This is a genomic window from Streptomyces sp. NPDC029466 (assembly GCF_055574515.1).
In genome coordinates this window covers 1-14963 of the sequence record NZ_JBVHZH010000041.1, presented here as the reverse complement: position 1 = coordinate 14963, position 14963 = coordinate 1, and the positions used below count along the sequence as shown (strand labels likewise).

General features: G+C 70.4%; 12 protein-coding genes and 2 tRNA genes. 7 read left to right on the top strand and 7 right to left on the bottom strand.

Features of this window, described 5'->3' with window-relative positions:
- Positions 1-264: 264 nt before the first annotated feature.
- Both tig and ACZ4XD_RS27500 read right to left on the bottom strand, forming a co-directional pair.
- Entirely contained in the window at positions 265-1653 is a 1389-nt protein-coding gene (tig, locus tag ACZ4XD_RS27505) for a trigger factor (protein ID WP_468046406.1), read from the bottom strand.
- A 233-nt stretch (positions 1654-1886) separates the two neighbouring features.
- Positions 1887-1963, bottom strand: a tRNA-Pro gene (locus tag ACZ4XD_RS27500).
- Between the two features lie 184 nt (positions 1964-2147).
- Between ACZ4XD_RS27500 and ACZ4XD_RS27495 the strand changes: the two genes are divergently transcribed.
- Positions 2148-2218: transfer RNA gene (locus ACZ4XD_RS27495), tRNA-Gly, on the top strand.
- Positions 2219-2341: 123 nt separating this feature from the next.
- Positions 2342-2719, top strand: coding sequence for an arsenate reductase family protein (locus ACZ4XD_RS27490; protein WP_468046404.1), 378 nt, complete (start codon positions 2342-2344; stop codon positions 2717-2719).
- 44 nt (positions 2720-2763) lie between these two features.
- Here the strand turns inward: ACZ4XD_RS27490 and ACZ4XD_RS27485 are convergent, their stop codons facing one another.
- Positions 2764-2958 (bottom strand): hypothetical protein, encoded by a 195-nt coding sequence (locus ACZ4XD_RS27485; RefSeq protein ID WP_026169395.1) that lies wholly within the window; start codon positions 2956-2958, stop codon positions 2764-2766.
- Between the two features lie 606 nt (positions 2959-3564).
- Here ACZ4XD_RS27485 and ACZ4XD_RS27480 point away from each other — a divergent pair.
- Complete coding sequence (locus ACZ4XD_RS27480; protein WP_468046401.1) at positions 3565-4728, top strand: acyltransferase family protein; 1164 nt, start codon at positions 3565-3567, stop codon at positions 4726-4728.
- Between the two features lie 207 nt (positions 4729-4935).
- Here ACZ4XD_RS27480 and ACZ4XD_RS27475 read toward each other — a convergent pair whose 3' ends face one another.
- Positions 4936-6081: a SpoIIE family protein phosphatase gene (locus ACZ4XD_RS27475; protein ID WP_468046399.1), complete on the bottom strand. Its 1146-nt coding sequence runs from the start codon at positions 6079-6081 to the stop codon at positions 4936-4938.
- A gap of 126 nt (positions 6082-6207) precedes the next feature.
- Between ACZ4XD_RS27475 and ACZ4XD_RS27470 the strand changes: the two genes are divergently transcribed.
- Positions 6208-7437, top strand: a complete 1230-nt coding sequence (locus tag ACZ4XD_RS27470) for a GNAT family N-acetyltransferase (protein ID WP_468046397.1) — start codon at positions 6208-6210, stop codon at positions 7435-7437.
- Positions 7438-7476: 39 nt separating this feature from the next.
- Here ACZ4XD_RS27470 and ACZ4XD_RS27465 read toward each other — a convergent pair whose 3' ends face one another.
- Together ACZ4XD_RS27465 and ACZ4XD_RS27460 are read right to left on the bottom strand one after the other, a co-directional pair.
- Entirely contained in the window at positions 7477-8298 is an 822-nt protein-coding gene (locus tag ACZ4XD_RS27465; protein WP_468046395.1) for an Fpg/Nei family DNA glycosylase, read from the bottom strand.
- 70 nt (positions 8299-8368) lie between these two features.
- Positions 8369-8854: a ribose-5-phosphate isomerase gene (locus ACZ4XD_RS27460; protein WP_042154804.1), complete on the bottom strand. Its 486-nt coding sequence runs from the start codon at positions 8852-8854 to the stop codon at positions 8369-8371.
- A 210-nt stretch (positions 8855-9064) separates the two neighbouring features.
- Between ACZ4XD_RS27460 and ACZ4XD_RS27455 the strand changes: the two genes are divergently transcribed.
- Positions 9065-10519 (top strand): amino acid permease, encoded by a 1455-nt coding sequence (locus tag ACZ4XD_RS27455; RefSeq protein ID WP_468046393.1) that lies wholly within the window; start codon positions 9065-9067, stop codon positions 10517-10519.
- Positions 10520-10692: 173 nt separating this feature from the next.
- Here ACZ4XD_RS27455 and ACZ4XD_RS27450 read toward each other — a convergent pair whose 3' ends face one another.
- Positions 10693-11286, bottom strand: a complete 594-nt coding sequence (locus tag ACZ4XD_RS27450; RefSeq protein WP_468046391.1) for a biotin transporter BioY — start codon at positions 11284-11286, stop codon at positions 10693-10695.
- A 330-nt stretch (positions 11287-11616) separates the two neighbouring features.
- Between ACZ4XD_RS27450 and ACZ4XD_RS27445 the strand changes: the two genes are divergently transcribed.
- Positions 11617-13065: an amino acid permease gene (locus tag ACZ4XD_RS27445; RefSeq protein WP_468046389.1), complete on the top strand. Its 1449-nt coding sequence runs from the start codon at positions 11617-11619 to the stop codon at positions 13063-13065.
- A 296-nt stretch (positions 13066-13361) separates the two neighbouring features.
- Positions 13362-14804 (top strand): amino acid permease, encoded by a 1443-nt coding sequence (locus tag ACZ4XD_RS27440; RefSeq protein ID WP_468046387.1) that lies wholly within the window; start codon positions 13362-13364, stop codon positions 14802-14804.
- Positions 14805-14963: the final 159 nt, after the last annotated feature.

The window sequence follows — 14963 nt, the reverse complement described above, 5'->3', positions numbered from 1 at the left end:
TCGTTGTCGGACGGCTCCAGGCCGTCTCAGCGTCGTCTTCTGGGGCGCGGGGATCGGCGCCGTGTGTCGCCCCGGCGCGGTTTCAGGGACTCCCCTGCCCTCGTATCTACGGACCCTAACGCGCAGGTCGGACAACGCCATCCCGCATCGATAACTGTTCGCTGTGAGCGCAGGCTCACCGGCCCGGTACGAGTACGGGCCCGAACACGCGGACGTGCGTGTTCGGGCCCGTAATCAGCGGTCTTCGCGCGAGGCGACCGGGGCTCAGGCCTCGGGCTTCTCGTCGGCGGCCTCGACCTCGGTGCCCTCGGCCTCGGCGACGACGGTCTCGGCGGTCTCGTCCTCGTCGTCGAGGTCGATGACCTCGCCGTTGCTGTCCTTGACCGTGGCGGCCTCGACGACGACCGCGAGGGCCTTGCCGCGGGCGACCTCACCGACGAGCATCGGCACCTGGCCGCCCTCGACAACGGCCTGGGCGAACTGGTCGGGGGACATGCCGGAGGACTGCGCGCGGCGCATGAGGTGCTCGGTGAGCTCCTCCTGGCTGACGTTCAGCTTCTCCTTGTTGACCAGCTCGTCCAGGATGAACTGGGTCTTGATGCCCTTCTCGGCCTGCTCCTTGGTCTCGGCGTCGAACTCCTCCTCGCTCTTGCCCTGGATCTCCAGGTACTTCGCGAGGTCGAGGCCCATCTGGCCGAGCTGGTGGTTGACCAGGTTGTGCTTGCGGGTCTCGATCTCGTCCGCGAGCAGCTTCTCCGGCATCGGCACCTCGACGAGCTTGAGCAGCTCGTCCAGGACCTTCTCCTGCGCCTGGGTGGCCTGGTCGTACTTCTTCATCTGCTCAAGGCGCTTGCGGCTGTCCGCGCGCAGCTCCTCGAGGGTGTCGAACTCGCTCGCCAGCTGCGCGAAGTCGTCGTCCAGCTCGGGCAGTTCGCGGGACTTGACCTCGGTGACCTCGACCTTGACCTCGGCCTCCTTGCCCTCGGCGGAGCCGCCCTTGAGCTCGGAGGTGAAGGTGGCCTCGCCGCCGGCCGCGACGCCGGTGACGGCCTCGTCGATGCCGTCGAGGAGCTCACCGGAGCCGACGGTGTAGGTGACGCCCTCGGCGACACCGTCCTCCAGGACCTCGCCGTCCACCTTGGCCTCGAGGTTCAGCGTCAGGACGTCGCCGTCCTGGGCGGCGCGCTCGACCGGGGAGGTCGTGGCGAAACGCTCCCGCAGCTGCTCGACGGACTTGTCGATGTCCTCGTCCGACACCTCCACGGCGTCGACCTCGACCTCGATGCCGGAGTAGTCCGGGATCTCAAGGGCGGGACGGATGTCGACCTCGGCGGTGAAGGCCAGCAGCTCGCCGTCCTTCAGCTCGGTGATGTCGACCTCGGGCTGGCCGAGGACGTTGAGCTCACCCTCGTTGACCGCCTCGGTGTAGAACTTCGGGAGCGCGTCGTTGACGGCCTCCTCCAGCACGGCACCGCGGCCGAACCGCTGGTCGATGACGCGCGCCGGGATCTTGCCCTGGCGGAAGCCCTTCACCGTGACCTGCTGGTTGATCTTCTTGTACGCCGCGTCGAGGCTGGGCTTGAGCTCCTCGAAGGGCACCTCGACAGTGAGCCGAACCCGAGTCGGGTTCAGGGTCTCCACGGCGCTCTTCACGGTTCGGTCTCCTTGGGGCTGACTTCTGGGGTTCTGCTTGAGATCTTCCCGTATCCGGCTGTTCCGGTACCGGCCGATCACGCCCGGTACACAGACACACGGGCACGCAGCTTGCATAGTAACCGCAAGGAGGATGACGCCCACAACGCGATCTTGAACAGCGGCCGATCGTGCGGCGGCGCGGGAGTGGGCCGGGGTGGTGCCCGACGGTGCCGTCGGGCACGCCTGTCTACTGGTCGGGGTGGCCGGATTCGAACCGACGACCTTCCGCTCCCAAAGCGGACGCGCTACCAAGCTGCGCCACACCCCGTCGGTGCGACACGTAGGGTACATGGCCGACGGCGCTCCGGCTGCCAGTTATCGGGGCGTGCGGTGGCGGGACATGGGGGCGTACGCGGCGACGCGCACCGTCCTCGGGAAGGGATGTGCGGCGCACCGCCGCGACCCGCTAGGATGCACTGCGTGCCGAGGTCCGTGCGACCTGTGGCGCTTGCGCGGGCGTAGCTCAATGGTAGAGCCCCAGTCTTCCAAACTGGCTACGCGGGTTCGATTCCCGTCGCCCGCTCGCATGAGGAAACCCCAGGCCGGCCGGCCTGGGGTTTTCCGTTTCCGGAGCGTTTCCGGAGCGCGCCGCCGGATGCCGGCACACCTCTTCGCTCCGCGGCCGCGGGTCAATAAGGTGGGCCGCATGGAGATCTGGCTCAATCCCGCGTGTTCCAAGTGCCGTTCCGCCGTGGAGATCCTCGACGAGGCGGGCACCCACTACACCGTGCGCAAATACCTGGAGGACCCGCCGAGCGCCGGTGACCTGCGGGACGTGCTGACGCGGCTGGGCCTGGAGCCCTGGGACATCACCCGGCCCCAGGAGGCCGAGGCCAAGGAGCTGGGGATCGGGGACTGGGAGCGCACCGACGCCGCGCGTGAGCGGTGGATCGCGGCGCTGGCCGCACACCCCCGGCTGATCCAGCGGCCGATCATCACCGCGGACGACGGCTCGGCGCTGGTCGGACGCAGCGAGGACGCCGTACGCGAGGCGGTGGCGCGGGCCGGGGGCGAGACCCCGTAGGGCGGGATATGTGAGAGGCGCCTGGCGGAGGGCCGGCGGACCACCTAGAAGGTGATGTGGTTGATGGTGTCCGCCAGGGAGTTGAGGAACTTGTTGATCGACGGCGCCACGCCCGTGGAGGCGAGGAAGAAGCCGAACAGTATGGCGACGAGCGCCGGGCCCCCCTTGAGCGACTTCCCCCTGATCAGCACGATCATGATGATCCCCAACAGCAGCACAACTGACAGCGAAAGAGCCACAACTGATCACACCCTCGGTCGGAACGCCTCACCGGCCCGGGGGCATGCCGCGCACACCCCCCTGCACTCATCGTGCCACCAACTCCATGCCCATCGCAGGCCGGTGACGAATCATCGGCCAACGCTTTGCCCGATTCCGGCCGCTGGTGGCCGGGGGGTTACCGCGGGGTGACGTACAGGTGGCGAGCGGGCGGCGGTGCGGGGCCGCGTGGAGCCGGGACGCAGTCGGCACGGGGCCGGGGAATTTCCCCGGCCTGACACTTCGTCGGTAATTTCTGCCGATCATTCCTCCGCGGCATTCTGATCATTTTCCAAGGCCGCGGGAATAGGGAATTCGTGGCATCCGTCACTGCTTTACGGGCCGCTTCGAAGGCTTATTAGCGTTCGGACATAAGACTAAGGAATGGGACATTCCCCCAGAGTCGTTTGCGGGGGATACGGCCCGATTTGGAGGGATGAAAGGGGGCGAATCGGGCAGTGTAGCGGAGGTTCTGCCCCGGTGATTGCGGATTTTATCCGGGCGCTCTCCGGAACGGCACCCAACGAAATAACGAAGGGGCCACACACGGTTTTACGCGCCCGCCGACCGCCGCTATCGTGCCTCAAATGTTTCCCGCTGCCCCGACACCCCGACGCGCCCTGCCCCCTGCCCAGCGGGCGGCGGGTACGGACCGGACCGGGCCCACGGCTCAGCCGTCCGGTGTGCCGGAGGGCGCGGCGGCGCCCGCCCCGAAGACCGGTGGCCGTAACCCGTTCTTCGACAACGCGAAGTACCTGGCCATCGTGCTGGTGGCGATGGGGCACGCGTGGGAGCCGCTGACCGACAAGAGCCGGGCGGCCGAGGCGTTCTACATGACCGTCTACACCTTCCACATGCCGGCCTTCATCATCATTTCCGGTTACTTCTCGCGCAGCTTCGACATGCGCAAGGACCGGTTGCAGCGGCTGGTCACGGGGGTCGCGGTCCCCTACATCCTCTTCGAGACCGCCTATGCCTTCTTCAAGCGCTGGGCGGACGACGATCCCGGGCACCCCATCAGCCTGCTCGACCCGTGGTTCCTGACGTGGTTCCTGGTGGCCCTGTTCATCTGGCGGCTGACCACCCCGCTGTGGCAGGTCGTGCGCTGGCCGATTCCGCTCGCGGTGGCCATCGCCGTACTCGCCTCCGTGTCACCGGACATCGGCGACGATCTGGACCTCCAGCGGGTGCTCCAGTTCCTGCCGTTCTTCGTCCTGGGGCTGGCGCTGCGTCCTGAGCACTTCAAGCTGGTGCAGCGGCGGGCGGTGCGGATCGCCTCGCTGCCCGTCTTCGCCGCGGCGCTGGTGATGGCCTACTGGGCGGCGCCCCGGATGTCCTCGGCGTGGTTCTACCACCGGGACAGCGCCCAGGAGCTGGGCACCACCTGGTGGATCGGCGCGGTGATGACGCTCGCGCTCTTCGGCTGCTCGATGGTGATGGTGGCCTGCTTCTTCGCCTGGGTGCCGACGCGGCAGACCTGGTTCACGGTGCTGGGCGCGGGAACCCTCTACGGCTATCTGCTGCACGGCTTCCTTGCCAAGGGCTCGCGGTTCTGGGGCTGGTTCGACGACTACGCCTGGCTGCACACCCCGCTCGGCGAGATCGCGGTGACGCTGATCGCGGGCGGCATCGTGACGGCCCTGTGCACCCCGCCGGTCCGCCGGGTGTTCCGCTTCGCCATGGAGCCGACGATGGCCTGGGCGTTCCGGAAGGACCCGGCCGATACGGCACGGGCCCGCGTCAGCGCCTGAGAGCCCGTGCTTTCCGGCCGGAGCTCGACACGGTCGGTTCACGCCATGCCGGGGGGCGGCGCACCGGCCCCCGCGGCGCGCTGGGAACGGCCGCGGAAACGGCTGAAGTACGCCCTCGGGGAGAGCGGCCGACGGGCCGCGGCCCCCTCCGGCGCCGTCCCCGTTACGCTCCGGCGCCGTCCCCGTTACGCTCCGGCGCCGTCCCCGTTACGTGTCCCGGCAGATGAGCAGCAGCGCCCGGTCGTCGTTGACGTCCTTGGCGACGGCCTCGATCAGATGCCAGGCGGCGCCCGCGAAGCCGCCGGTGACATAGCGGTCGGCCTCGCCGGTCAGCCGGTCGATGCCCTCCGCGATATCGCGGTCGGCGGCCTCGACCAGGCCGTCGGTGAACAGCATCAGCACGTCGCCGGTCCGCAAGGTGCCCTTGACCGGGTGGAACTGGGCGCCGTCGTAGACGCCGAGCAGCGGCCCGTCCCCGGACTTCTCCTCCCAGCGGCCGGTGCCGGCGCTCAGCTGGAGGGCCGGCAGATGTCCCGCTGAGAGGAGCTCGTAGTCGCCGGATTCCAGGTCGAGGACGAGGTGGATGGAGGTCGCGAACCCCTCGTCCCAGTCCTGGCGCAGCAGATAGCCGTTGGCGGCGGGCAGGAAGCCGTGCGGCGGCAGCGAGCCGAGCAGACCGCCGAAGGCGCCGGACAGCAGCAGGGCCCGGGAGGCCGCGTCCATGCCCTTGCCGGAGACATCGGTCAGCACCACTTCGAGGATGGTGCCGCCGTGGGTGCGGGAGGCCACCACGAAGTCGCCGGAGAAGGACTGTCCGCCGGCCGGGCGCAGCGCCATCTCGTGGTGCCAGCCCTGCGGCAGCTTGGGCAGCTTGCTCTGGACGCGGATGCGTTCGCGCAGGTCGAAGAGCATGGTGCCGCCGCGCCGCCAGGGCACCCCGACCCGGCTGCGGAACTGCGCGATGAGCAGCCCGAAGAGCCCGACCGCGGCGACGACCAGGACGGTGCCCGGAGTGATCCGTTCCGGCCCCTCCTCGTACGGGCCGAACAGCGCGGACTCGACGACCAGCGCGGTCGCCGAAGCGCCGTACAGGACGAGGAGATTGGCCGGCCGCAACAGCAGTCCGCCGGCGATGACCGGGAGGACCAGCGCCGTCGGGGCGATCCATTCCGGCCACCAGAGTGTGCCCGCGGCGATGGCGGGTATGGCGATGAGCAGGGCGGCCAGCGCGAACCGGTCGGAGCCCTCGCCGCGGAAGTAGTCGACACCGGCCTTGCGCACGCCGATGCGGGCCCGGTGCAGTCCTTTGTGCATCCGGGCCGTCAGGGTTTCCGTTCCCTGGCCGCTGGTCATCGCTCTGGGACCTTATCCACCCGTTCGGCGGTGCGTCGATTCGCCGCACGTCGGCCCGGAAAATTCCTGGGAAACCCCGTTCGAAATGCGGTCGCGCCGCTGTGGAGCGTGCGCTAGGGATGTTGTATGGCCACGGAATTACGGATGTTGCGGGACGCCGAATGGGACGCCTGGTCGGACACGCTGAACCGGGCGTTCGGCGAGCCGCCCCCGAGCCCTGAGCAGCGGGCCCTCCGGCGGGAGCTCACGGAGACGGGCCGCTCGTTCGGCGTCTGGGACGGCGCGGACTGTGTCGCCACGGCGGGGGCGTTCTCCTTCGGCCTCACCGTGCCGGGCGGCGCCGAAGTACCGGCGGCCGGGGTCACGATGGTCAGTGTGCAGCCGACGCACCGCCGCCGCGGACTGCTGCGGGCCATGATGCGGCACCAGTTGGCGGACGTCCGGGAGCGCGGGGAGCCGCTGGCGGTGCTGACGGCCTCGGAGCCGGCGATCTACGGCCGGTTCGGCTACGGTGCGGCGGCCCTGGACATGCAGCTGACCGTGGACACCGTCCGGCTGGCCGCCCCCGAACTGCCCGGCGTGGACGAGGTGCGGCTGCGGCTGGTGGATCCGGCGGCCGCGGTGGCGGAGTGCGAGCGGGTCTACGCCCGGCTGGTGCCCGCCCGGCCGGGGATGCTGGCGCGGCGGCCCGGATGGGACCGGCTCGCGGCGCTGGACCCGCCGGGCGAGCGGGCGGGGGCCGGGGAGCTCCAGTGCGTGCTGGCCGAGGTGGACGGCGAGGTGCGGGGCTATGCGCGCTATGCGGTCAAGGCGGTCTGGGAGGACGCCGGACCGGCGGGCGTGGTGCGGGTGCGGCACGTGGAGGCGCTGGATCCGGTGGTGTACGCGGCGCTGTGGCGCTTTCTCTTCGGGATCGATCTGACGTCGTCGGTGTCGGTGCGCACCCGGCCGGTGGACGATGCGCTGCCGCATCTGGTCGGGGATCTGCGGCGGTGCGGTGCCGTGCTGCGGGAGTCGCTGTTCGTCCGGCCGGTGGAGGTGGGCGCGGCGCTGGCGGCGCGGACGTACCGGACACCGGTGGATGTGGTGCTGGAGGTCGCGGACCCGTTCTGCCCGTGGAACGAGGGGCGCTGGCGGCTGACCGGCGACAGGACGGGCGCGGTCTGTGCGCGGACCACGGACCCGGCTGAGCTGGCGCTGTCCGTACGGGAGCTGGGGTCGGCGTATCTGGGCGGGTTCACCCTGGTGTCACTGGCCGCGGCGGGCGCCGTCCGGGAGCTGCGGCCCGGTGCGCTGGCGGCGGCTTCGGTGGCGTTCGGGTCGGATGTGGCGCCCTGGTTGCCGCACGGGTTCTGAGGCTTCCCGTCCGGTGCGGCCGCCAGGGCGACGGGACCGTCAGCCGCCGCCGGTGCCCGGCTGACAGCCCGGGCACCAGAAGAGGTTGCGGGCGGCGAGGCCGGCGGTGCGGATCTCGCTGCCGCAGATGTGGCAGCCCTGGTGGGCGCGGCGGTAGACGTAGACCTCGCCTCCGTGGTCGTCGACCCGGGGCGGGCGGCCCATGGCCTCCGGCAGATGCTCCGGGCGGACGGTGTCGATCCGGTTGTGCCGGACGCCCTCGGCCATCAGGAACACCAAGTCGGCCCAGAGGGCGTCCCATTCGGCGCGGGTGAGGTCACGGCCGGCGCGGTAGGGGTCGATCCGGTGACGGAAGAGGACCTCGGCGCGGTAGACGTTGCCGACGCCGGCGATGATCTTCTGGTCCAGCAGCAGCGCCGCGATCGTCGTCCGGCTGCGCGAGATCCGCTGCCAGGCGCGGCTGCCGTCGTCCTCGGGGCGCAGCGGGTCGGGGCCCAGCCGGTCGTGTATCGCGGTCTTCTCGGCGTCGGTGATCAGCGCGCAGGTGGTGGGGCCGCGGAGATCGGCGTACGCGGTGGGGTTCGCCAGCCGCAGGCGCACCGTGTCGGTGGGCGGCGGGGCGGGGGCCGTGCCGAAGCCGAGCTTGCCGAACAGGCCGAGGTGGACGTGGACCCAGCGGTCCCGGCCGAAGCCGAGGAAGAGGTGTTTGCCGTGTGCCTCGGCGGTCGTCATGACCTGGCTGTCGACGAGCGCCGCACCGTCCGCGAACTTGCCCTGCGGACTGCTCACCCGGACCGGTTCGCCCTCGAAGCGGGAGCGGTGGTCCAGGGCGAGGCGGTGGATCGTATGCCCCTCGGGCACGGAGGTCCTCCAGTGGGCGCGCCCGCCCGCCCCGGCGGCCGGGGCGGGCGGGCGACGGGATGAACGGGGGTCAGCCCTGCGGGTGGTGGGCCGGGATGGCGGGCAGCTCGCCGGTGGTCTCGTAGGCCGAGAGCATCTCGATCCGGCGGGTGTGCCGCTCCTCACCCGAGTAAGGGGTGGCGAGGAAGATCTCGATGAACTTGGTCGCCTCTTCCTCGGTGTGCATCCGGCCGCCCACGGAGATGACGTTGGCGTTGTTGTGCTCGCGGCCGAGCTTGGCGGTCTCCTCGCTCCAGGCCAGCGCGGCCCGGACGCCCTTGACCTTGTTGGCGGCGATCTGCTCGCCGTTGCCGGAGCCGCCGATCACGATGCCGAGGCTGTCCGGGTCGGCGGCGGTCTTCTCCGCGGCGCGCAGGCAGAACGGCGGGTAGTCGTCCTGGGCGTCGTAGATGTGGGGACCGCAGTCGACGGGCTCGTGGCCATGGGCCTTGAGCCACTCGACGAGGTGGTTCTTGAGGTCAAAACCGGCATGGTCGGAACCGAGGTACACGCGCATGCGATGAGTGTGACACGGCCGCCGCCGGGTAGGCGCGGCTGGGTCTGCCCAGCGGCCCTGTACAGAAAGCCACCCCGCGCCTTCTGTACGCAAGCGCATCGCGTAACCATCCAGGGTTTCACACAACAATCCGGCCGCAGACCTTCCAATCCACGGTTAACGAAGATCTAATGCGAGGGATCCATCCGAGAACCACGAAGGACGGTGCACATGGGCGCGCACCCGCCTACCACCAAAGTGGTCCCCACTGCCGGTGACCCCGGCAGCGGCGTGACCGGGGGGCAGTCACAGGACGGGCTGCAAGCAGGACTCAAGAACCGCCATCTGTCGATGATCGCCATCGGCGGGGTCATCGGCGCCGGACTGTTCGTCGGCTCCGGCGCCGGGATCGCGGCCGCCGGTCCTGGCATCCTGCTCTCGTACGCGCTGACCGGCCTGCTGGTCGTGCTCGTGATGCGGATGCTGGGTGAGATGGCCGCGGCCTCTCCCACCTCGGGGTCGTTCTCCGCCTACGCGGACCGGGCGATGGGCCGCTGGGCCGGTTTCACGATCGGCTGGCTGTACTGGTTCTTCTGGTCGGTCGTGCTGGCCGTCGAGGCGACCGCGGCCGCCGCGATCCTCACCGGCTGGGTGCCGGCCGTCCCGCAGTGGGCCTGGGCGCTGCTGGTGATGATCGTGCTGACCGGCACCAACCTGGTCTCGGTCGGCTCGTTCGGTGAGTTCGAGTTCTGGTTCGCCGGGATCAAGGTCGTCGCGATCGTCGTCTTCATCGTGGTCGGCGCGCTGGCGATATTCGGGCTGCCGCCGGGCGGTTCCCCGGTCGGCACGGAGAATCTGACCGGGCACGGCGGCTTCCTGCCGAACGGTCCGGGGGCGGTCCTCTCCGGCATGCTGCTGGTGGTCTTCTCCTTCATGGGCAGCGAGATCGTCACGCTGGCGGCGAGCGAGTCGCCCAACCCGGTGCAGGCCGTGCGCAAGGCCGTGAACAGCGTCATCTGGCGGATCGCGCTCTTCTACCTCGGCTCGATCGCGGTGATCGTGACGCTGCTGCCGTGGGACTCCAAGGCGGTGGCGAAGAGCCCGTACGTGGCCGTGCTGGAGTCGCTGGACATCCCCTACGCGGGGACCGTGATGGACGTCGTGGTGCTGACCGCGGTGCTGTCGTGTCTGAACTCCGGGCTCTACACCGCCTCCCGGATGGCGTTCTCGCTCGGCCAGCGCGGCGATGCGCCGAAGTCGTTCGCCACCGTCAACAAGGGCGGCGTCCCGGCGGTCGCGACCTGGGCCTCGGTCGCCTTCGGTTTCATCGCGACGATCTTCAGCTACACCTCGAAGGACACCATCTTCGAGTTCCTGCTGAATTCGTCCGGCGCGGTGGCGCTGTTCGTCTGGCTGGTCATCTGCTTCTCGCAGCTGCGGATGCGCCGGACCATCGAGCGGGAGACGCCGGAGCGGCTGACGGTGCGGATGTGGCTGTACCCGTGGCTGACGTACGCGACGATCGGGCTGATCCTCTTCGTCATCGGCTACATGTTCTACGACCCGGACGGCCGCAAGCAGATGGTGCTGTCGGTGGTCGCGGCCGTGGTGGTGCTGGCGGTCGGACTGATCCTGGACCGCCGCCGCCCGCGGGAGCGGGACGCGGTCGAGGCCGAGCGCGTGTAGCGCCGTACGACGGCAGAGAAGAGGGCGGGGCCCGCACCGATCGGTGCGGGCCCCGCCCTCTTCGTATCGGGCACCTCAACCATCAATTGAGGACCCCCACGGCGATCAACCACCTCCGCGAGAGCGGCTGGGGGTACCTCCCAGCGGTAGCTGGGGGAGGTTTAGCCGCAAAATCAGCGGCGTCCCGCCAGCTTCCAGGCCGTGGGCAGCGCGCCCATCGCCAGCGCGGCCTTGAGGGCGTCGCCGATGAGGAACGGGACCATGCCGGCGGCGACCGCCTCGCCGAGGGACATTCCGGTGCTCAGCGCCAGGTAGGGGACGCCGACGGCGTAGATCAGGGCCGTTCCGGCGGCCATGGTGGCGGCGGTGCGCAGCACTCCGCGGTCGCCGCCGCGGCGGGCCAGCGCGCCGACGACGGTGGCGGCCAGCAGCATGCCCACGATGTAGCCGAAGGTGGCACCGCCGGCGCCCGAGGCACCGCCGGCGAACCACGGCATGCCCGCGATCCCCGCCAGGGCGTACAGCGCCAGCGACAGCAGACCGCGGCCCGCCCCGAGGGAGGCGCCGACCAGCAGGGCGGCGAAGGTCTGGCCGGTGACCGGGACCGGGGAGCCGGGGACCGGGACGGCGATCTGGGCCGCGACGCCGGTGAGCGCGGCTCCGCCGAGCACCAGCGCGGCGTCGCGGACGCGGGCGCGGGACGCGGTGGCGGCCGGCAGCAGATCGGCGAGGACGGCGCCGGGACGGTGGAGAGCGGCAGTGCTCATCGGAACTCCGCGAGTGTGAGGACGGATATGGGACGGGACGCGATGACGTTAGTCCAGCGGACGGCCGGCGATCATCGTGTAGCGGCGACAAAGCCGTAGCGGCCCGCTTGGAGAGTTCCGAACAACTCCTACCCTGCCCGGGCCCGTTGGGGCGTGTGGCGTCTTTGCAGGTCACGTGATGCTCATCACGGCCGGGGGCGCGTCGTGAGGCCGGTTTTGTGGTAGCGCGCGAGGTGCGGCGACACTGGGTCCGCCCCGCGGTGACCTGTGGAGTTCCCCCAAACGCGCCGGCGGCCCCCGCCGCCTCGGCCCTTGCGAGAGTACGAGTCCATGCACGACGCAACGACCCAAGCCGGTGAGCCCGCCCTCGGTGCGGGCGCCGGCGCGAAAGAGCCGCTGTCCGCGGGGCTCAAGCAGCGCCATCTGACGATGCTGGGCCTGGGCGGGGTGATCGGTGCGGGCCTGTTCGTGGGCTCCGGCGCCGGGATCGCGGTGGCCGGCCCGGGGATCGTGCTGTCGTATCTGATCGCGGGCGCGCTGGCGATGCTGGTCATGCGGATGCTCGGCGAGATGTCGGCGGCGATACCGGCCTCCGGTGCGTTCTCGGTGCATGCGGAACGGGCGCTGGGGCGCTGGGCCGGGTTCAGTGTGGGCTGGCTGTACTGGTTCCTGCTGGTCGTGGTGCTCGCCGTGGAAGCCACCGGGGCGGCGCAGATCGCCCATGGCTGGGTGCCGGCGGTGCCGCAGTGGGGCTGGGTACTGATCTTCATGATCGTCTTCACCGTCGCCAATCTGTCCGCGGTGAAGAACTTCGGCGAGTTCGAGTTCTGGTTCGCGGCGCTGAAGGTCACCGCGATCGTGCTGTTCCTGGCGCTGAGCCTGCTGGCGGTCTTCGGCGTGCTGCCGGACACCGAGCCGGTCGGCCTGGCGAACCTCACCGGGCACGGCGGCCTGCTGCCCCACGGCTGGGGCGGGGTGATCTCCGGTGTCCTCGCGGTGGTGTTCGCGTTCGGCGGCCTGGAGGTCGTCACCATCGCCGCGGCCGAGTCGGACGACCCGGCGCGTGCGGTGGGCCGGGCGGTGCGCAGCGCGGTGTGGCGGATCCTGTTCTTCTACGTCGGTTCGATGCTGGTGATCGTGACGCTGCTGCCCTGGTCGTCGATGCAGCCGGGCAAGAGCCCGTACGTCGCGGTGCTGGACAGCATCGGGGTGCCGGGCGCCGGCCAGATCATGAACATCGTGGTGTTCGTGGCGCTGCTCTCCGCGCTGAACGCCAATCTCTACGGCTCGTCGCGGATGGTCTTCTCGCTCGCCGAGCGCGGCGAGGCGCCGCGGGCGCTGCTGAAGGTGTCCGGATGGGGGTCCCCCCGCTCGAACGAAGTTGAGAGTGGGGGAGGGGTGCCGCGCCGGGCCGTGCTGGCGTCGGTGACCTTCGGGTTCCTCTCCGTGCTGCTGAATCTGAAATGGCCGGATTCGGTCTTCCTGTACATGCTCAACGCGGTCGGCGCGGTGCTGCTGTTCGTCTGGGGGCTGGTCGCGGTCTCCCAGCTGCGGCTGCGTCCGCGTATCGAACGCGAGGCGCCCGGGAAGCTGACCCTGCGGATGTGGGCGTTCCCGTATCTGACCTGGGCGGCGCTGCTCGCCATGGGCGGCGTGCTGGTGCTGATGCTGACCGACGACACGGCCCGGCCACAGCTGCTGTGGTCGGCCGGGGCGACCGGCGCGGTGCTGCTCGTCGCGGGCGTCCGGGAACTCCGCGCGCGCCGCGCCGGGCGCTGAATCCCCCAGCGCCGTCGGTGACACCGTGTCGCATCCGACGATGAATCAGACACACACCGTCACGATCACGTCTGAATACCGAACATTCGCTGCACAACTGTTGCCCTGAGCGGACACCGGCACTCAAACTGAGCCCGCTTTGCCGAGAACCCCGGAGTTGTGCCGTCGGCAGGCCCTTCGCGACCTGCTGCCCCGGCGGGGGTCCAGGGGGCCCGGCAGCACCGTCGCACCGGTCGCGGCCCCGGGAGAACGCAGTAACGCCTTGCTCCGCTCTCACCTACTGGGACAGGTACGACATGAATCGGACACCCTCGTCCGCCGCCCCCGCGCGGGAGCAGACCGACGCGGCTCCGGGCGCGGGCCCCGAAGGCGGCTCCACGCTGTCCAACGGGCTCAAGCAGCGCCACCTCTCGATGATCGCCCTGGGCGGGGTGATCGGCGCGGGCCTGTTCGTCGGCTCGCGCGAGGGCATCGCGGCGGCCGGCCCCTCGATCGTGCTGGCCTACGCCATCTCCGGCGCCCTGGTCATGCTGATCATGCGGATGCTCGGTGAGATGGCCGCGGCCAATCCGGCCTCCGGCTCCTTCTCCGTGCACGCCGAGCGCTCCATAGGCTCCTGGGCCGGGTTCACGGTCGGCTGGATGTTCACCGCGCTGCTGTGTGTGGCGGTGGCCGCCGAGGCGATGGGCGCCGCGGACGTCATGGTCCAGTGGTTCCCGGGCTCCGAGCCCTGGATGTGGGTCCTGCTCTTCATGGTGATCTTCACCGGGACCAACCTGGCCGCGGTCAGCAACTTCGGTGAGTTCGAGTTCTGGTTCGCCGCCCTGAAGGTCGCGGCGATCGGCATCTTCCTGGTCCTGGGCGTGCTGGCCATCTTCGGCCTGCTGCCCGGCACTTCCGCGCCCGGCGCCACCCACCTCACCGGTGACGGCGGCTTCCTGCCCAAGGGCGTCGACGGCCTGATGGTCGGTCTGCTGGCCTCGGTGTTCGCCTACGGCGGTCTGGAGACGGTGACCATCGCGGCCGCCGAGTCCAAGGACCCGGTCCGCGGCGTCGCCCGCGCGGTGCGCACCGCGATGTGGCGGATCGCCCTCTTCTACGTCGGCTCGATGGCCGTCATCGTCACGGTCATCCCCTGGAGCGCCCCCTCCATCGCCAAGAGCGGTCCGTACGTGGCGGTCCTGGACTACCTGGAGATCCCGGCGGCGGGCCAGGTCATGAACGTCGTCATCCTGGTCGCCCTGCTCTCCGCGGTGAACGCCAACCTCTACGGCTCCTCGCGGATGGCGTACTCGCTCATCTCCCGCGGCCAGGGCCCGGCCTTCCTGGGCAAGGTCAGCGGCGGCGTGCCGCGCCGTGCCGTCCTGCTGTGCGCCGCCTTCGGCTTCTTCGCGGTCGTGCTGAGCTTCCTGTGGCCCGACACGCTCTTCCAGTGGCTGCTGAACATGGTCGGCGCGGCCGTCCTGGTGGTGTGGGGCTTCATCGCCGTCGCCCAGCTGCGGATGCGCCGGACGCTGGAGCGCGAGGCGCCCGAGAAGCTCGTGGTGAAGATGTGGGCCTTCCCGGTCCTGACCTGGGTGGCGCTGGCGGGCATCGTCGTCGTGCTGCTGCTGATGCTGCGCGATGAGAACCAGCGCATCCAGCTGCTGTTCACCGGCGGCTTCGGCGTGGTGCTGACGGCGATCGGCCTGATCCGGCAGCGGGCGCTGGGCCGGGGCGCGGGCCTGTCCAAGGAGTAGCGCTCCCCCACTCCCCACACGGCGGGGGGGGGGGGGGGGGGGGGGGGGGGGGGGGGGGGGGGGGGCTCGGGGGGGGGGGGGGGGGGAGAGGGAGGGGGGGGGGGGGAAAGTGGGGGGAATCTCCTTGTTTTCCGTTGTTCTTCCTTTCCCCCCGGCGTG

Bases quoted from the DNA above. Each gene is read 5' to 3' on its own strand.
- ACZ4XD_RS27490 (WP_468046404.1), top strand. From the start codon at position 2,342: ATGGAGATCTGGCTCAATCCCGCGTGTTCCAAGTGCCGTTCCGCCGTG.
- ACZ4XD_RS27480 (WP_468046401.1), top strand. From the start codon at position 3,565: ATGTTTCCCGCTGCCCCGACACCCCGACGCGCCCTGCCCCCTGCCCAG.
- ACZ4XD_RS27475 (WP_468046399.1), bottom strand. From the start codon at position 6,081: ATGACCAGCGGCCAGGGAACGGAAACCCTGACGGCCCGGATGCACAAA.
- ACZ4XD_RS27470 (WP_468046397.1), top strand. From the start codon at position 6,208: ATGGCCACGGAATTACGGATGTTGCGGGACGCCGAATGGGACGCCTGG.
- ACZ4XD_RS27460 (WP_042154804.1), bottom strand. From the start codon at position 8,854: ATGCGCGTGTACCTCGGTTCCGACCATGCCGGTTTTGACCTCAAGAAC.
- ACZ4XD_RS27455 (WP_468046393.1), top strand. From the start codon at position 9,065: ATGGGCGCGCACCCGCCTACCACCAAAGTGGTCCCCACTGCCGGTGAC.
- ACZ4XD_RS27450 (WP_468046391.1), bottom strand. From the start codon at position 11,286: ATGAGCACTGCCGCTCTCCACCGTCCCGGCGCCGTCCTCGCCGATCTG.
- ACZ4XD_RS27445 (WP_468046389.1), top strand. From the start codon at position 11,617: ATGCACGACGCAACGACCCAAGCCGGTGAGCCCGCCCTCGGTGCGGGC.
- ACZ4XD_RS27440 (WP_468046387.1), top strand. From the start codon at position 13,362: ATGAATCGGACACCCTCGTCCGCCGCCCCCGCGCGGGAGCAGACCGAC.